Here is a 17,030-nt window from a genome sequence, read left to right as displayed (position 1 = left end):
TTATTTTATTAAGCAACTGAAAATCAGATGCAGTTTTTAGTATTAGTTGGTTATTTTAATAGTTTTGGGGAAACTTCAATAATTAAGTTTGGGGGTTTATAAAACAATTCTTTTAGAAAGAATGAAACCAACGCTCCTGAAAGTATTACTGACAGGAGTTTTATTATGTTTATGTCTGGTTTTATATCCATTTTTTATTTAAACATTAATCAAAAAGTCCGCCTATCCATCCTCCTAGGGCACTTAATCCTCCACTACCAATCCAGGCGCCAATTGCTCCAAAAACAAAACCTGCTCCAATTACTACCCAGCCTGCTGGATTTGATAATAGTAATCCAGCTAGTGCTACACCTGCCATTGTGCCTAAGGTAAATCCAACTGCACCTCCAATTGTTGCACCAACTTCTTCACCAATAACTTGTCCTTCATGTCCTTCAGGAGCATTAGCAATATTGTAGATACTTATACCTACTCCAACTGCTATAGCTGCTGGACCTAAAACTCTTCCTCCTCTTGCAATACCACTCATTAATCTATTACTTCTTCCGACACCTTGAGCTACTCTATCTGCTACTTCATATACATATCTAGAAGAACGAGGTGGGCCACTACTAGGTCTCCATCCAGGCTGCCTCTGAGCATAACGACTCGCACTTTCAGCAAAACCAGTCCCTTCATCAATTGCGCTGGATACAGCTCTGGCACCTGGGCTTACCCTTCCCTGCATTCTAGTTCTGGCAGTTGCCCTTGCGGTTGAAGCCTGTTCTGCTGCTTCCCATGCTCTTAATGAATCTCCTGCAGCTCTCGCTTCTCTGATCGTTTCTCTAGCGGTTCTCGATGCTGTGGCGTTAGCATTGTTATAACTACCTCTCAAGAATGAATCGTAGGTGCTTACAGCTGCTGCTCCAGTATTTACAGGATTATCAATTGTATCGTCACTAGGGGTATCTCCAGTTCCTGATCCACTCCCAGTTCCATCGCCAGATCCAGCTCCTTCGGTAGTTCCAGCTCCTTCGGTACTTCCAGTTCCTTCAGTAGTTCCAGTTCCTTCAGTACTTCCAGCTCCTTCGGTAGTTCCAGCTCCTTCGGTAGTTCCAGTTCCTTCAGTAGTTCCAGCTCCTTCGGTAGTTCCAGTTCCTTCAGTAGTTCCAACTACTTCTCCAGTTCCTGTTCCTTCACTATCACCTTCAACTGGATCTGGAAGGAATCTTAGACTCCCTTCTACTATTTGATCATCTACAGTTTGCCAGAAATCTCTTCCTTCAGCATCTTGGACAATTCTTGCGTCGGTTGCTGTTGCTCTTATTCCGATTCTTCTTCCATCATATTCTCCACCAACAACTGTACCTGTAATTTCGGTATCCGATCTATTTAGCCGTTCTAAAAACTGTTCTTTATTTGATACTGAGGTATATGCCCAACTAGGTGTATTCCAGCTAACACTTTCTGTTCCATTAGGATCACTATAATTAACAGGATTATTCCTTGAGTAACGATATAAATTAAACCCATCCACAAATCCGGCAGGGTCTGTACTGGTCCAACGTCCTAACCAAGAGACATAGTATCGTGCGCCCATATGGTACAAGCCGGTTTCGTCATCTCGTTCCTTTCCACAAAACCGATACCGCTTTAAACTTAAATCTACCCCACTTTTACTATTTCTGTAGGCACTGGTGCCATAAGGATGGTACTCTTCATAAGAAATTATAGTTCCTAAATGATCAGTTTCCAGAGTAGCTGAACCTAAATGGTTAGCATATTGATATCTAATTAAATCTTGTCCTAAAGGGTTGTCAGTATCTGTATTATCAATATCTAAAAGTTTAGTATCTATTTGTGCTATTCTTCCTGTATTGTCAGAAATATGGAGTGTACTTCTTTCTAGTTTTTTGTTATTTCCTTGATATTCTCTATAAATTTCAATGCTTCCCAAATAAATACGTTCTAAACGTTTTCCTCCCAAACGTTCTATTACTTTTCGAGAGCGGTTACCACCAAGACCATATACATAAAAAGCTTTTCCACCGCCGCCAAGATCTACTTCTTTAAGTTGGTCCATAAAGTTCCAAATCAATTCATTTAAATGAGGCATTTGAGTCATGTTTCCATGAAGATCATAATCATAAGTCTCTGAAAATGATCCGGGAATGTCATTTGGACTATTTGTGGCAGAAAGTCTGTTTGTTTTATCTAATGGATTATCTTGATACGCATATTTATAGTTTCGAGTCCAGTTACCGTTAACAGCAATATGTTTCATTTCAAGGATATTACCAAGATCGTCATATTGGTAAGTCTCTCTATAATTTCTTATTGCAAGAATATTGTTTGCATGAGGTAATTGGTTAATAAAATGTAATGGTTCATGGCTAGGCTGATTACTTCCTCCCAATCCCGCATGTTCTCGTCCTGTAGCTTTGGTTAATTGATAGATGGCATCATATTCAAATTTAGTTTCTGATTTTACAACAGCATTGTTAAAATAATGGGTTTGTTGCGCATCATCTTTACTATACACGATATTTCCAACAGGATCAAAAGTATATTTTAGGTTTTGTAAACTATTGGTATTAGAATCTCCTTCATGCTTTGTAATAAGGTTTACAAGACGGAAATTTTTTGGATTATAAAAGTAGTTGGTAATGAGTCCGTTGCCGTATTTTACAAATTGACGCTGCCCTTTAGCATCATAATCCTGATCTTCAAGAAATGTTACAAAGTTTCCTTGCCCTCTTAACTTGACTTTTAAGGATTCAAGCATATTGGCTTCATTGTAAGCGGGTTCCATAACAGACCCATCAGGAAAGATTGTTGAAACAGGCCTGTTTAGTGCATCTAATGAAACTGAAGAGTTAAAACTTTCAGTTTCTAAAAAAGGTAATGCTGCAGCCTCTATATCATTAATGTTGTTTAAGCCTTCTAATACCTGCCAATTAACTGTTTGTTTATATTCACTGCAAAGTGTGCGACTTGCTTCGGTAGCATTTCCTTTAAAATCTATTTTTTTTATTGTTACTACTCCGGATTGATCATAAATTTGGTATGGGACTCCCTTAATATTTTTTTGTTCGGCATCGGGTAAAATATCTCCGTATACTATATGAGCAAAAAGTATTTCTTCATTTCCTTGTTTAACAAAAGTGCTGATGGGTCTTTGAATTTCATCAAAAGTCATTCTAAGCTCTGTCAAATTATTATCCCAAATTTTTACTGGTCTTCCCATTACATCCAAGAAGGTCCATCGCTCACCTTTTTCGGCACTTTTACCATAGATTGGGGTCCCTAAAAGGTTGGTATACCCTTCAGATACCATTCTGTTTAATTGGTCAAAAACTTTTGCATAACGCCCTGCGAGATCACTTTCAGAATAAGCTGTAGTTATTTTTCCATTTCCATAATCTGTAATGGTATAAAAAGCCTGACTTAAAGAATTCGTATGTATAACACCTGGAGTATTGAAATGTTTAGCTGCAAGCCAAGCAGCACGTTGTTCAGGATCCAATGGTTCAGGATCAGTATCAGGATTAGGACTACCACGATCTATGTACCATTGGCTGTCCTTTACAGTATCGTTTACATCAAAACTTTTGCTATGCCAAGCATCAAATTCACTTTTTGTGAAAGTACCATCGGGATTTTCGGTACGTATATTTCTTCCTGCAGCATCATAATAAATAATGGGTGAAAAACCGGTTTCAACTAAGGCTTCTTCACTTTCATAATCGTGGGTTGCACTAAAATATGGGTCAAATGCTTTTACAGGGTTTCCTTTGTTATTAAAAATTGTTCGTCCATTACCTACCCATCTTGGGTCTGCATCTATATCTTCTACCTCCTGGGTAATTGTATTCCATTGTTTTGCTTTGCCTGGTTCAACTTGTGCTTTACTCATAATGGTACTTCCGCCACCATCAGAATAGGTATAACTCTCTTGCCATCTGGGATTGGTAGGTCCATGCTTTTCGCGAACAAATGTGTGTACGTAGTTTGGCTTTTGATTATTTTCCCAATTAAATAAATCATATTCTAAACGGGTTGTAGGGTCTGCTAAAGTATCACCGTCGGCTGAGCCCTCTTTTCCCATTATAGCAGACTTAATTACCATGCCAAGTTCGTCGGTTTCTACAATTGCACGGTTTAGATTAAGGTCGGTTACCATTACTATTCCTAAGGTGCGATAATCATGAGTTGCACTTACTTGATGACCTAAGGCGTTTGTTGTAGATTTAGTTAACAGAAGGTATTTATCATACTCAACAAAGCTTGGGTTTCCAAATACATCTTGTCCCCCTATAGGGATATAAAAATTATTTTTAGGGTTGGGTGCATGAATAGGAACTCCACCTTGTGTCCACCAATGTTCATCTCCTTCAGAATGCACGTATTTTGCATCAAGCAACATAGTATCATTTACTTTGGTGCCGTAATATTTTGTAACCAAGTTTTTAGTAAATGCCAATTGATAACTTTTATGTCCTATTCCTAGATTTGATAATTCTCCCAGAGGGAGTGGACCACTGAGGTCGTCTTTAATAAAATAAGCTCTACTATGAGAAGTGAGTCTTTTTTGGATTCCTATTGAAAAGTCTTCTTCAAATAATAAATTTTCAGCTGTTTCTATTTTATCGGAAAGCTCTTGTTTGTTAAAGAAAAACTCAGAGGTTTGTATGATTCCATTTATCTCATAAGAACGAGTTTCAAAACCGGTTCTTAATCTATATATAGTATCTAGTATAATATCATTTGTATAATCAGCCTCACCATAAACTATATAATGTTTATTTTGTTCTTCCCATACCTTGTCAGGTATATCATTAGGAGCAAGTGGTCTTTCTAATCTTGGGTAAACAACCGATGCACTTTTTAAAACATTGCCATATATGCCGGTTTCTAAAACAAAAGAATGAGATATATGAGGGTCGGCTGGGTTACGATCATACCCATATGAAATGCTCTCTGAGGGTATTACTTGAAATGAAGCGTGTTTGTTTTCTCCTTTCGGCTGTATTAACTTAATCCTAACTGTTGAGTTTGATGCTGAATACGGGTATTTACTTTGTTCGCTGTTATCTTCTGCATAAACTTCTGTACGCAAAAGCAAACCTTTATAAGCACGCATTGCTTCAGCATGCTCAATAATATTGAGCGTTTCTTCTATTGGAACTTCTGGAAGTTCATATTCATTAAATAATGGATTTATAAAGTACTCATCTTTTAATTGATGAAGTATTGTTTCTTTGTTAATAAAAGCTCCAGTATGAAACCACGATATTGTTTTTATTGGAGGTTGGTGTAAATCTTCTTCAACAACATTTTTGGCTTCATTTACCCTAAATTGATTAAAATCTTCTGTATCTAACTGCTCAACTCTAGCAAAACCACGGTATTCTCTCTCATAAGGATCAAAATAACCATGGCTATATCTATATGAACTTGTAAAAACAAGTTTACTTATTTTATTTTCTGACCTTGTTTTCCAAACACAATGAACTGGAAAGGGTAGTTTTGTAATCCATTTACGCCCTTCCTTTTTATCTTCAAGATAAAAATGTGTGGATGATTTATACTGAATTGACACTTCTTTACCGCAACTATTTTCATACCCGATCATTAGATGGGGTTTTTTACCATTCATAATATCTATGTATTGAATAGAATCTCCATCACTTTTTGGATTTGGTGTAGAATAAACAATACATGCTGTTCCATTACCTAAAAAATCAAGTACTGAAACATCAGTAAGATTATCTATATTAGGAAAAGGATTTATTACTTGAGGTTGTTGGGTAAATGAATTACCATTTTGGTTCATCCAGACCCTGAAATCATTTTTACCTAAGTATATAATATCAATAACACCCGAGCCATCTATATCTGCTAATCTTAAAAAATTTGGGTTATAAGTGTCGGAATGATCAAAAATAGGTGCATTTTCCATGGCTACTTTAGCTCCAAAATGACCATAACCTAAATTAGGCCAATAATAAATCTCTCCATTCCTAATCCTAACAATATCAGTAAGCCCGTCGCCACTCATATCGGCCAAGAATATACTTTGAGTATTATCTTTAAAAACAATTGCAGGCCCTTTTTCTTCATCAATGGCTTTAAACACTGTTTGTGATACTTCAAAACCTTTTTCTCCGGCACCAGGGTACCATCGTAGTGTATTTTCTTCGGTAAATAATAAATCTGTTAAACCATCACCATTAAGATCAATGGGGCGCATATTAGGATTGTTAAAACTTATATTTGGTATTGAAGAAAAGCTTTTAAAGGGTTCCCATTCTTCATCAGTAGTAAGTTTAAAATACCCCTTTGGTTCACCACCGTAATTTACCAGAGATTTTATTCCATTACTTTCTAACTCCATTAATGCTAACTGGCCTGAAGATATTCCATTGAATGATGGTTTTGGTGCAACTTGATTTGCAATAGAAAACTCTCCCCTACCTAAATTTGATTTGTAAAACCAGCCTCCTGCTTGTTCGGTAAGTATTCCTGAGATTCCTTCGCTAAATAAGTCTACCCATAAGTATCTACTATCCTGAATGCCTACTGGAGCGTTTATAGCACTTTGTTTTGATATTTTTCGAACAGTAGTACTCCATTCATGTTGCTGATAATGAATGATAAAATCAGGTAAATGTTTTGTACTATAATTATTTTGGTTTTCATCCCAAAGATGCCCATTTTGTCTGGCTTTTTCCAAATAGGAAAAACCTTCTAATGAGTCATTAATACTTTCTAAATTTAACTTATCATTATAAAATAATTCTAGTGACTTGGTTAGGTAAGGTGAGTGAGGTAAGTCTGGTATATCGAAGCAATGAAACATAAGTATACGACTACACATACGGTAAGTTCTAATTTCAAACCCAGCACGATATGATGAAAAAGGATCCTTTCTAACTGTCCAGTTATTTTTTTCTTGATCTACATCTTTTGGTATTGGTTTTGTATTATCATGCTCACCGTAATCAAAAACAAGCTTGAATAAAAAATTATCTTCTAAAGGTACCTCATCGCCTAAGTAATATGGTGTTTTAACACCGTAACACACTTTTTTTAAATATAATTGAGTACAATTATTTATTCTATTTTTTTCGTTAAGACTCTTTGAAACATCTGCAAAATCTTCTTTTTTATAATAATAATTTGTGATACTACCTTTATCGTCGTGTGTTCTGCATAATTTCCATTCAAAAACTTTGCTGTTGTCATTTGGGTCACTTATTCTGCTTTCTTGTGTTAAACCAAAATAAGAATGTATGTTTCCTGGGCTTACTGTTCTCCAATGTGTATCATTATTGTCATCTCTTACCCATTTTTCTATTCTTGCATAACTACCTTCAATTCTAGGACGGTAACGAGTAATTTTATAAGTGATTCCATTTTCTAACCTAGAGATAACTTTTTTGTTCCAATTCCCGCCTTCTTCTGTTAAAGTAGGGATTAAATCTTCAACACCAGCTAGTTGGAATGTGTCTGATTCAATTTCATCTTTATACTGTGGCAATTCTTTTTCAGTTTTTCTGGTAACACTAGGAATGCTTAAATTCCAACCCAAACCAAAAATGCTATTTCCGGATCCTGAATTATAACTTAAACCAAGTGAAGGCATAAAACCATTTCTGGAAGGACTTAAAGGAATAGGAATACTAAAAGAAGAAGTTCCTGTGACTGCATTTACTTGAAATTTTTCTTCAATTCCTTTTATGGCACCACCACCTTTTGGAAGGGAGATTTCGGGAGTTTGAATAGCATTGGATTCTGTAGCTCTTTCGTTAGTGAGCATAGTATAACTTCTCTCTTTCGGATTAGAAGTGGCATTTTGATTGGTATTCCTCTCCATGATGCTATATAAATAAACAAATCAATCAGTTGGTTTGTTCAAAAAATAATCAATAAAAGGCTGTTAATTAAAAAATTAAATAGGGATAATTGTTATACATCTACAATCAATTCATATTAAGTCAAAAATATGCTGAGAGGCACTTATATTGACTTAGCCATTATCCAATAATTCTTTTAGAGAGAAATTTCAGATTAACGACCTAAAAGTAGTGAAAGTCAGTGAATTATCAAAATTTTTATAAATATTTTTTTACTTAGACAGAATTTAAGGATATGTCTTGAGCCATAAAATCAATATTATGGTTAGAATTTAATTTACTTATGAAACGAATTATTTTATAATTAATAAGTGAATATAAAACGGAGTACGATTTTCAAAATTAACATCGGGGAAGCCCTGTATTTGTGTTTAAAAGTATTTCAAATTAGAGCTCACAACCCGATGGGCTCTGGTTCGATTCCCGTCCAGACTGAAAGATTCCTGGAAGTTAAATAAGATTATTCAAGTTACATAACGCGTTACATTATATTTCAAATGTTATCATTGGTGTTTTATGATAGGAGTCCAATTGATAGCTATAATTTGTTGTTATGTAAAATAGCCGCATCCCAATGCACTCGATTGCTTTAAAAAAAAACTAATTCTATAATATATTAAACGCTTTAGCCATAATACTTTGTTCTCTTTTGGTTATTCCTATTTTATCAGCTTCATTTTTCCAAGTAGAAACAACTGCTTTAACTTCGGTTATTATGCTATCCATTTGCTCTTTTGTTAACCTAAAAAACACACCCACACTTTTTGCTAAATCATAATCCAAGGCATTGTTATCTGTATCAATGTTGAGTGCCAACCCATCTTTGTCTATCGAGGGATTTAAATCGTAAGCTGGAGATAACACCCACCCTAGACTTGTTAGAATAAAACCATGATTCCGTAAGTGGTCATCTGTATTTGAAATAGTATTTACTTTTTCTTATCCATCATTTAAATGATTGTTATTTCATACAAATACACTAATTATGATTGAAATAACAATCGTTTTATAGTTTATAATCACTAATTGAGAATTTTTGTTTAAAGTCCTTTTCTATGTCAGAAAACGAAGAAAACTGAGCCTCATTAAACGTATTAAATATAGAAATTGGAAAATTAGCATTATTAAAGTATATTGACATAATAAAAGAATGTGGTCAAAAAAAAGTCAAACGAAGATAAAAAAAATCCTTAACACCTTATGAATAAAGGATGTTAAGGATTGGATTGTGACCTCGACTGGATTCAAACCAGTAACCTCTTGAGCCGTAATCAAGTGCGCTATTCAGTTGCGCCACGAGGCCTTTTTAAGTGGGTGCAAATATAATAATTTTATTAAAACATCACCAAATTTATTTCAATATTATAATTCATTTTTAATTATTAAAATTATGCTCCTTAAGAGTCATTTTAACTAATAATATAACTTAAGTCATATTTATTATAAAACTAAGTTTTAATTCTATTTACATTTGTACTAAATTAACAGGTATGAATTATATTTTAAATCCGTGGCCATGGTATGTCTCTGGCCCTCTTATAGCCATAGTTATGGCTTTTTTACTCTATTTTGGAAAAACATTTGGCATGTCGTCTAACTTAAGAACCATGTGCACGATAATGGGTGCTGATAAATTTTCTAACTTTTTTAAATTTAATTGGAAAGACGAATCCTGGAACTTAACCGTTGTTGCGGGCGCCATCATTGGTGGTTTTATAGCAACCCATTATTTGTCAAACGATAGTGTTACCGATTTAAACCCTACTACCATTACAGAGTTACAACACATGGGTTTTGAAAATGCCGGAGCTGATTTAGTACCTCAAGAAATGTACAACATGGAGGCCATAACCTCAACTAAAGGTGTACTCTTACTAATTATTGGCGGACTGTTGGTGGGCTTTGGAACTCGCTATGCAGGTGGATGCACGTCTGGTCATGCCATTACAGGACTTAGTAGCTTACAAAAACCATCGCTCATTGCCGTTATTGGATTTTTTATTGGAGGATTGATCATGACGAATTTTATTTTACCCTTAATTTTTTAGATTATGAAACGAGCAACTTATTCAAGTATTTATACTAAAAAATTTAAAAGCGAGTCGCATTCGACATTTAAAAAACAATAAAACTAGACAAATGACATATTTTAAATTCTTACTAGTAGGCGTATTTTTTGGTATTGTTTTAGTGAAATCGGAAGCGGTATCGTGGTATCGTATTTATGAAATGTTTCGTTTTCAATCATTTCACATGTATGGTATTATAGGAACTGCCATTGCTTGTGGTGTTCTATTTCTTCAAATTTCAAAGAAAGGTTATATAAAAAGCATTAGGGGAGCCGATATATTTGTACCTAAAAAGGACAACGGACTCATTCGATATATTGTTGGAGGCACTATTTTCGGCTTAGGTTGGGCGCTTGTTGGTGCTTGCCCTGGGCCTATGTATATTTTACTAGGATCTGGTGTTTATAGCATGCTTATTGTAATTGCAGCTGCTATCGTAGGAACCTTTATTTATGGCGTTCTAAAAGACAAGTTACCACATTAAGGTTTCGTTAGATAATTTCAGCACTTAATCCCGCTTCTAGCAACATGCTACAACGCGGTTTTAAATCGTCGTACAAACCAGTTTTAACAGTACATTTCCCTTTGTAATGCACAAGTAGTGCACATTGTTCTGCTTGTTCTGCTGTATGCTCACACACATGAATAAGCGTTGTTATCACATGATCGAAGGTATTAACATCGTCGTTATACAACACGATCTCGTTTTGAGTAAGCACTTCTTCTTGCTGTAATACTTCTTCTAATGTTTTTTCTTGTGTACTCATATTCCTTTGCATTTCTAAGATTTCCTAAAAGAGGGAAATCAAATTTTGATACTAATTTAAAAATTTTAAGGCAACCCAATGGTTTCTTTCTAATTTTTCTTCAAATTTTAACATGTGTTTTTCACACTCTGCTTGAATAACAGGTATGTCATCGTTATAAAATCCGCTTAAAAATAGAAGTCCGCCTTTATTTAAACTCAATACATACGTTTCCATATCATTAAGTAAAATATTACGGTTGATGTTGGCTATAATGATATCGTATTTTTTACCTGCTAAAGCACTAGCATCACCTTCTATTGCAGTTATACTTTTACAATTATTGCGTTCTACATTTTCAACACTGTTTAAATAACACCAGTTATCGTAATCAACCGCATCAATAGGTTTTGCGCCTTTCTTTTCTGCTAAAATAGCTAAAACACCTGTACCACAACCCATGTCCAAAACCGATTTATTTGTAAAATCATTTTTTAAAATATGCTGAATCATCATATGGGTGGTTTCGTGATGTCCCGTGCCGAAACTCATTTTTGGTTCTATAATGATATCGTATTGAGTATCTGGTTTTTCATGAAATGGTGCACGAACCGAACATAGATCATCAACTACAATGGGGTTAAAATTCTTTTCCCATTCTTCATTCCAATTGGTTTGTTCTATTTCGTTGAATGTGAAATCGATTTTAAATGCTTCTGAATTTAGAATTTGAACATCGCTTAGTATGTCATCATTCCATTCTTCCTTTTGAATGTATGCTGTTACACCTTCTTCGGTTTCAACAAAACTTTCAAAACCTGCATAACCGAGTTCTGCTATAAGGATTTCTACACCAGGCTGTATAGGTGTTACTTTAAACTCGTAACCAATGTAAATGATATTTGACATGCTGAAAATACTATTATTTAAATTTAAATATGATGTTAGTTGTGAGTTGCGTTAGCGATTGTAGTGGCATCCTTTTTTGAGGCACGAAAAAAAGATATAACGAAAAGCGCGACCCCGATTTTTATCGGGGTAACGCCCATATTCTAATTCAATTTAAATACAAAATCGAAATTAATTGAAGTACTAATAGTTATTTAAAATGCGTTTACAATCGCAAAAAAATCGTCTGCATTAAGTGCAGCACCACCAATTAAACCACCGTCTACATCTGGCTTACCAAAAATTTCTTGTGCGTTGTTTGGTTTTACACTGCCACCATATAAAATAGATACGCTGTTTGCTACATCAACACCGTATTTATTGCTTAAAGTTTGACGGATGAAAGCGTGCATATCTTGTGCTTGTTCTGGACTTGCGGTTTCGCCTGTTCCAATAGCCCAAACTGGTTCGTAAGCCAACACAATGTTTTTAAATGCAGATGCTTCTAAATGAAACAAGGCATTTTTAATTTGACTTTCAACAACCGCTTCGTGGTTTCCAGATTTTCTATCGGCTAAAACCTCACCAAAACAGAAAATAGTACGTAAACCGTTTGCCAATGCTGCATCTACTTTTTTAGTTAAAATAGCATCTGTTTCACCAAAATACTCACGACGCTCACTGTGACCTAAAATCACCGTTTTTACACCAACACTTTTAAGCATACTTGCGCTAATTTCGCCTGTGTAAGCACCATTTTCTGCAAAGTGCATGTTTTGTGCAATCACTTCTATATCACTTTCTTTTAAAGCTTGAAATGCTTGAAAAAGGTTCGTATACGTTGGAGCTACCATCACCTCGGCATTTGATGTTTTCGTTTGTGCCTTTAAAGCTGTAATTAATGATTCAGTTTGTGCTAAATCATTATTCATTTTCCAATTTCCTGCAACAATTTGTTTTCTCATTTTTAATTTACCCTGTAATGAAGGGATTTTATTTAATTACTATAAAATTTCTTTAATTTTTTTATCATCAGCCTCTATGGCTTTAAATAATTTTATATTTCCGTTTGTATCCACAACCATATACCTTGGTATCCAATCTAATTGAATAAATTCACAAAAAGGCCCTTTCCACCCCGACTCCACAAAGTAATGTTGCCCTTGTACATCGTATTTTTTGATGCCTTTTTTCCAAGCGTCTTGGGTTTTATCTAAAGATAAAAATAGGTAGGTGGCATCTTTATTTGCTTTCTGTAAGCTTTTAACTTTAGGCATCCCTCCTATACAATCTTTACACCACGATGCCCATACATCAATCACAAGGGTTTTTCCTTTATTGGCTTCTAAAATATCTTTGAAAGCTATGGTTTTGCCTTCGAGTGTTACAAACGTATCGTTTAATGCCGCTTCTGAAAATTGTGTCGGTGTATCTTGAGCTTTGCAGCTTAAAATACTCAGTAAGCATATTAATATATATTTCATTTTTTTCTGTTTTGAGATTCCTGACTGCTCAGGAATTATTCTAATTTCACCTTAGGATCTAACCAAACGTAAATAACGTCTACAAAAATATTAATAATTATGAAGAATAACGCTATTATTAACACCGAACCCATGATCACAGGTAAATCTAATGTGTTTAAGGCATTTACTATTTCTTTTCCTAGACCATTCCAACCAAAAATATACTCTACAAAAACAGCGCCTGCCAACATGGAAGCAAACCATCCAGAAATGGCTGTAACCACAGGGTTTAAGGCGTTTTTTACAGCATGTCTAGTAATAATTTGAAACTCACTAAGCCCTTTAGCTCTAGCTGTCCTGATATAATCTTGATTAAAAACTTCTAATAATGAATTTCTCATAAGTTGAATAACGACTGCTAACGGACGAATACCCAAAACTACCGCTGGAAGTATAAGGTTTTTTAATTGGAGATGATTGGCTTCTCCAAAGTCATCTAGCTCATAAAGACTGCCCGTCATTTCTAAATTGGTGTATTTATGCAATACAAAACCAAAAAACCACGCGAATAAAATGGCACTAAAAAATGAGGGCACGCTCATACCAAAAGTGCTTAAAATTTGTATGGTTTTATCTATCCAATGGTCTTTATACAACGCTGAAATAATGCCTAGGAAGATTCCAATTATCATGGCTATAACGATGGCAGAAACTGCCAACACAAAGGTATTAGGTAGTGTTTCCCCTAAAACTTCACTCACTTTTTTACCTTGTTTGGTAAACGATTCGCGTAAATAAGGAAACTTTAAAACTGTTGTTGTATTACCTATAGAGAATAATTTTGCTGCTGAATACTTTCCTGATTTTAAAAATGTATAATCTTGCATTTCATTTGAATGAAAGGATATAGGAGACAAATCGTTCAAATAATAAAAATATTGGGTACTTATGGGTTTATCAAACCCGTATTTTTGTTTTACAATAGCTAGTTGATCGCTGCCTTCATTTTGTCCCAACATCATTTGCGCCGGATCTCCAGGAAGCACGTTAAATAAAAAGAAAATAACAGTAACCACTCCAAACAAAGTGAGTAATGCATATGTGATTTTATTTAGAAGGTAGTTTATCAGTTTGTTAAGTTGTTAAGTTGAATACCGACTAAACGACGGCACCTTACGATTTAACTTTTTATTTTTTCTATTTTAATATATTACAGCTTTAATTCATCAATATCGTTCCAATGTACTTTTTGTTTTACGGTACCTCTATCTAATTCTAAAATACCAGGGTTGGAACGTACCACGGTTTTAAGTGCTTTCTCATCGCATAAATAAAAGTCGAAATTTAAACCATAGGTTTTCTTAATTTGTTGTTTCGTTTCTTCACCAGATGCCGTTAATCCAATAACTTTATATCCTTTTTTAATAGCTTCATCAGACATCGCTTTAAGCTTTTCTGCTCCTGATTTTTCAATGTGTTCTAAACTATACGAAACCACTATAATTAAATTATCTTCTGAAAGAAATTGTTCTGTTAAATTATCGCCTTCGGAGTTTTCTATTGAAAAATCTACTACTGGTGGTTTATAACCCTCGTCTATAACTTTAGAATCGACATCAACATAATCGCCATCAACGTCTGGATATGAACCATCGGTAGTGATTATTTTTTCTTCTCCATTTACTTTAAATTTCCAATAATATTCTACTATAGGTTTAGGTGCATTTTCTGGTGTAGACATGCCTTCTAAAATATTGTTTCCAATTTTATAGGCTCTAAAATCTATCACTGGTAAATGCATGAGCACATGATATCCTAACCAAAAGCTAAAAATAAAACTCAACAGTGCCAAAATAGTGGTTTGCAAACTACTAAAAACAGGTTTTATATGTTTACTACCAATAAATAAAATGAGTATTAAAATTAAAAGAATAACATCTTTAGTAAAACTTTCCCATGGTGTTAGTTTTAAGGCATCACCAAAACAACCACAATCTTTAACTTTATCAAAATAAGCTGAATAAAAAGTTAAAAATGTAAAAAACACAATCATTCCCAATAAACTCCAAACAGTAAATTTTGGTTTATATCCAATAATTAGAAACACACCCAAAACCACTTCAAAAACAACCACCAACACCGAAATTATTAAGGCATAAGGCTCTAAAAACGGAATATTTAAAACATCTACACTAAAATATTCTTGTAATTTATATGAAAACCCAAGCGGATCATTAAGTTTAATTAAACCTGAAATGATAAATAAAACACCTACTAAAATTCTTGATATACTTACTAATATTCTCATAATTCTTATCATTCCTGAGAAGTCAGGAATCTTATTAATTAAAACTAATATTTTATATTGAATTCTGCTTCCACAGAAATAACAACTACTTTTCGTTTAAATGTATCATCGCAAAAACCGCATAATTAACCATATCCTGGTAATTAGCATCTATACCTTCACTCACTAAGGTTTTACCTTTATTATCTTCTATTTGCTTCACACGTAACAATTTTTGTAAAATCAAATCGGTTAAACTGCTGACTCTCATATCGCGCCATGCTTCACCATAATCATGGTTTTTAGCTTCCATTAATTTTTTGGTGATAGCTACATGTTTTTCGTATAATTCGGTGGCTTCTTGGGTTGATAAATCAGGTTGTTCTACAACGCCTTTTTCCAACTGGATTAAAGCCATAATACTATAATTTATAATACCAATAAACTCACTTACTTCACCTTCATCTACTTTTCTAACAGCATTTTGTTGCAATCCACGAATCCGTTGTGCTTTAATAAAAATTTGATCGGTTAACGATGGCAAACGCAAGATGCGCCATGCACTTCCGTAATCGGACATTTTCTTTATAAATAAACTTTTACAGGTATCAATTACGGCATCGTATTGTTTTGAAGTATCTGGCATGTAATAAAAATGAATTTTGTGTAAATTTCGCTTAAAAAGTTTAAAGAACAAAGTTGAATGTTCAAATGTTTTTTAAAGTGGTACTCATTACACAAATAATTGTCTTTTTAGTACAAAACCAGTTATGAATTCTTAATTTTGAAAGTATTTTTAATTTACTTCAAACAAAAAAAAGCATTCGTGCATTAGTGGCGAAAAAAATATGACTATTAATTGTAAAGGAACACTCATCGATGTATCATCACCAAAAGTGATGGGTATTTTAAACATGACTCCCGATTCGTTTTACGATGGTGGTATCCATAAAAATGAAGCTGCTATTTTAAAGCATGTTGAATTAATGCTTAATCAAGGAGCTACCTTTATAGATATAGGCGCTTACAGCTCGAAACCTAATGCCGATTTTGTAACTGAAGACATCGAATTACAACGTATATTACCAATAGTTGAAATCGTTATAAAAAACTTCCCTAATACTTTCCTATCTATTGATACCTTTAGAAGTAACGTAGCTAAACTGTGTATTGAAACGGGTGCCGCATTAGTTAACGATATTTCTGCTGGACATTTAGATAAAAACATGTTACCAACAATTGCCAGTTTACGAGTTCCTTATATTATGATGCACATGAAAGGCACGCCACAAACCATGCAGCAGCACACGCATTATGAAAATCTAACTAAAGATATTTTGTTTTATTTCTCTGAACGTATTAACGCAGCCAAAGCATTAGGTATTATAGATGTTATTGTAGACCCTGGTTTTGGTTTTGCAAAAACATTAGAGCAAAACTACCAGTTACTAAACCAGTTGGAATTATTTAAAATGATTGAAAAACCTATATTGGTTGGGGTTTCCAGAAAATCCATGATTTACAAAACTTTGAAAAACACAGCTAACGAAGCTTTAAATGGCACAACCGTTTTAAATACCATCGTACTTCAAAAAGGCGCATCTATTTTACGGGTTCACGATGTAAAAGAAGCCATGGAAACTGTTAAATTGATTGAATCGTTGAATTGCTAATTG

The 17,030-nt window shown here is 34.3% G+C and carries 12 protein-coding genes and 1 tRNA gene; 3 read left to right on the top strand and 10 right to left on the bottom strand.

Features of this window, described 5'->3' with window-relative positions; translation table 11 throughout:
- Positions 1-205: 205 nt before the first annotated feature.
- The 3 genes from QLS71_RS11685 to QLS71_RS11675 all read right to left on the bottom strand — a co-directional run bounded on the left by QLS71_RS11685 (position 206) and on the right by QLS71_RS11675 (position 9,201).
- The gene (locus QLS71_RS11685; protein WP_308993433.1) at positions 206-7,858 is read right to left on the bottom strand and encodes a SpvB/TcaC N-terminal domain-containing protein; all 7,653 of its coding nucleotides are present in this window, start codon (positions 7,856-7,858) and stop codon (positions 206-208) included.
- 646 nt (positions 7,859-8,504) lie between these two features.
- Positions 8,505-8,822 carry a HipA domain-containing protein gene (locus QLS71_RS11680; RefSeq protein WP_308993520.1) on the bottom strand — a complete coding sequence of 106 codons (318 nt, stop codon included), beginning with the start codon at positions 8,820-8,822 and terminating at the stop codon, positions 8,505-8,507.
- A gap of 305 nt (positions 8,823-9,127) precedes the next feature.
- Positions 9,128-9,201 (bottom strand) — tRNA-Arg (locus tag QLS71_RS11675).
- A gap of 187 nt (positions 9,202-9,388) precedes the next feature.
- Here QLS71_RS11675 and QLS71_RS11670 point away from each other — a divergent pair.
- Entirely contained in the window at positions 9,389-9,946 is a 558-nt protein-coding gene (locus QLS71_RS11670; protein WP_308993432.1) for a YeeE/YedE thiosulfate transporter family protein, read from the top strand.
- A 91-nt stretch (positions 9,947-10,037) separates the two neighbouring features.
- Positions 10,038-10,451: a DUF6691 family protein gene (locus QLS71_RS11665; RefSeq protein WP_308993431.1), complete on the top strand. Its 414-nt coding sequence runs from the start codon at positions 10,038-10,040 to the stop codon at positions 10,449-10,451.
- Positions 10,452-10,458: 7 nt separating this feature from the next.
- Here the strand turns inward: QLS71_RS11665 and QLS71_RS11660 are convergent, their stop codons facing one another.
- The 7 genes from QLS71_RS11660 to QLS71_RS11630 form a co-directional block, all read right to left on the bottom strand.
- On the bottom strand, positions 10,459-10,734 hold the full coding sequence (locus QLS71_RS11660; protein ID WP_308993430.1) for an ATP-dependent Clp protease adaptor ClpS: 276 nt from the start codon (positions 10,732-10,734) through the stop codon (positions 10,459-10,461).
- Between the two features lie 51 nt (positions 10,735-10,785).
- Positions 10,786-11,622, bottom strand: a complete 837-nt coding sequence (gene prmA / locus QLS71_RS11655) for a 50S ribosomal protein L11 methyltransferase (protein ID WP_308993429.1) — start codon at positions 11,620-11,622, stop codon at positions 10,786-10,788.
- Positions 11,623-11,816: 194 nt separating this feature from the next.
- Positions 11,817-12,566 carry a triose-phosphate isomerase gene (gene tpiA / locus QLS71_RS11650; RefSeq protein ID WP_308993428.1) on the bottom strand — a complete coding sequence of 250 codons (750 nt, stop codon included), beginning with the start codon at positions 12,564-12,566 and terminating at the stop codon, positions 11,817-11,819.
- Positions 12,567-12,605: 39 nt separating this feature from the next.
- The gene (locus tag QLS71_RS11645) at positions 12,606-13,085 is read right to left on the bottom strand and encodes a TlpA disulfide reductase family protein (protein WP_308993427.1); all 480 of its coding nucleotides are present in this window, start codon (positions 13,083-13,085) and stop codon (positions 12,606-12,608) included.
- 35 nt (positions 13,086-13,120) lie between these two features.
- On the bottom strand, positions 13,121-14,197 hold the full coding sequence (locus QLS71_RS11640) for an ABC transporter permease (RefSeq protein WP_308993519.1): 1,077 nt from the start codon (positions 14,195-14,197) through the stop codon (positions 13,121-13,123).
- Between the two features lie 80 nt (positions 14,198-14,277).
- Positions 14,278-15,375, bottom strand: a complete 1,098-nt coding sequence (locus QLS71_RS11635) for a BT_3928 family protein (RefSeq protein ID WP_308993426.1) — start codon at positions 15,373-15,375, stop codon at positions 14,278-14,280.
- An 85-nt stretch (positions 15,376-15,460) separates the two neighbouring features.
- On the bottom strand, positions 15,461-16,000 hold the full coding sequence (locus QLS71_RS11630; RefSeq protein WP_308993425.1) for a DUF1599 domain-containing protein: 540 nt from the start codon (positions 15,998-16,000) through the stop codon (positions 15,461-15,463).
- Positions 16,001-16,202: 202 nt separating this feature from the next.
- Between QLS71_RS11630 and folP the strand changes: the two genes are divergently transcribed.
- Positions 16,203-17,027 (top strand): dihydropteroate synthase, encoded by an 825-nt coding sequence (gene folP, locus QLS71_RS11625; protein ID WP_308993424.1) that lies wholly within the window; start codon positions 16,203-16,205, stop codon positions 17,025-17,027.
- The last annotated feature ends 3 nt before the right edge of the window (positions 17,028-17,030 follow it).

It is taken from the genome of Mariniflexile litorale (assembly GCF_031128465.2).
GTDB classification, from domain to species: domain Bacteria; phylum Bacteroidota; class Bacteroidia; order Flavobacteriales; family Flavobacteriaceae; genus Mariniflexile; species Mariniflexile litorale.
The sequence above is the reverse complement of the archived record's forward strand: the minus strand, read 5'-3'. Positions and strand labels throughout refer to the sequence as shown.

What these genes read in the sequence shown, in the direction of transcription:
- QLS71_RS11685 (WP_308993433.1), bottom strand. Translation starts at nt 7,858, where the DNA reads ATGGAGAGGAATACCAATCAAAATGCCACTTCTAATCCGAAAGAGAGA.
- QLS71_RS11670 (WP_308993432.1), top strand. Translation starts at nt 9,389, where the DNA reads ATGAATTATATTTTAAATCCGTGGCCATGGTATGTCTCTGGCCCTCTT.
- QLS71_RS11665 (WP_308993431.1), top strand. Translation starts at nt 10,038, where the DNA reads ATGACATATTTTAAATTCTTACTAGTAGGCGTATTTTTTGGTATTGTT.
- QLS71_RS11660 (WP_308993430.1), bottom strand. Translation starts at nt 10,734, where the DNA reads ATGAGTACACAAGAAAAAACATTAGAAGAAGTATTACAGCAAGAAGAA.
- prmA (WP_308993429.1), bottom strand. Translation starts at nt 11,622, where the DNA reads ATGTCAAATATCATTTACATTGGTTACGAGTTTAAAGTAACACCTATA.
- tpiA (WP_308993428.1), bottom strand. Translation starts at nt 12,566, where the DNA reads ATGAGAAAACAAATTGTTGCAGGAAATTGGAAAATGAATAATGATTTA.
- QLS71_RS11645 (WP_308993427.1), bottom strand. Translation starts at nt 13,085, where the DNA reads ATGAAATATATATTAATATGCTTACTGAGTATTTTAAGCTGCAAAGCT.
- QLS71_RS11635 (WP_308993426.1), bottom strand. Translation starts at nt 15,375, where the DNA reads ATGAGAATATTAGTAAGTATATCAAGAATTTTAGTAGGTGTTTTATTT.
- QLS71_RS11630 (WP_308993425.1), bottom strand. Translation starts at nt 16,000, where the DNA reads ATGCCAGATACTTCAAAACAATACGATGCCGTAATTGATACCTGTAAA.
- folP (WP_308993424.1), top strand. Translation starts at nt 16,203, where the DNA reads ATGACTATTAATTGTAAAGGAACACTCATCGATGTATCATCACCAAAA.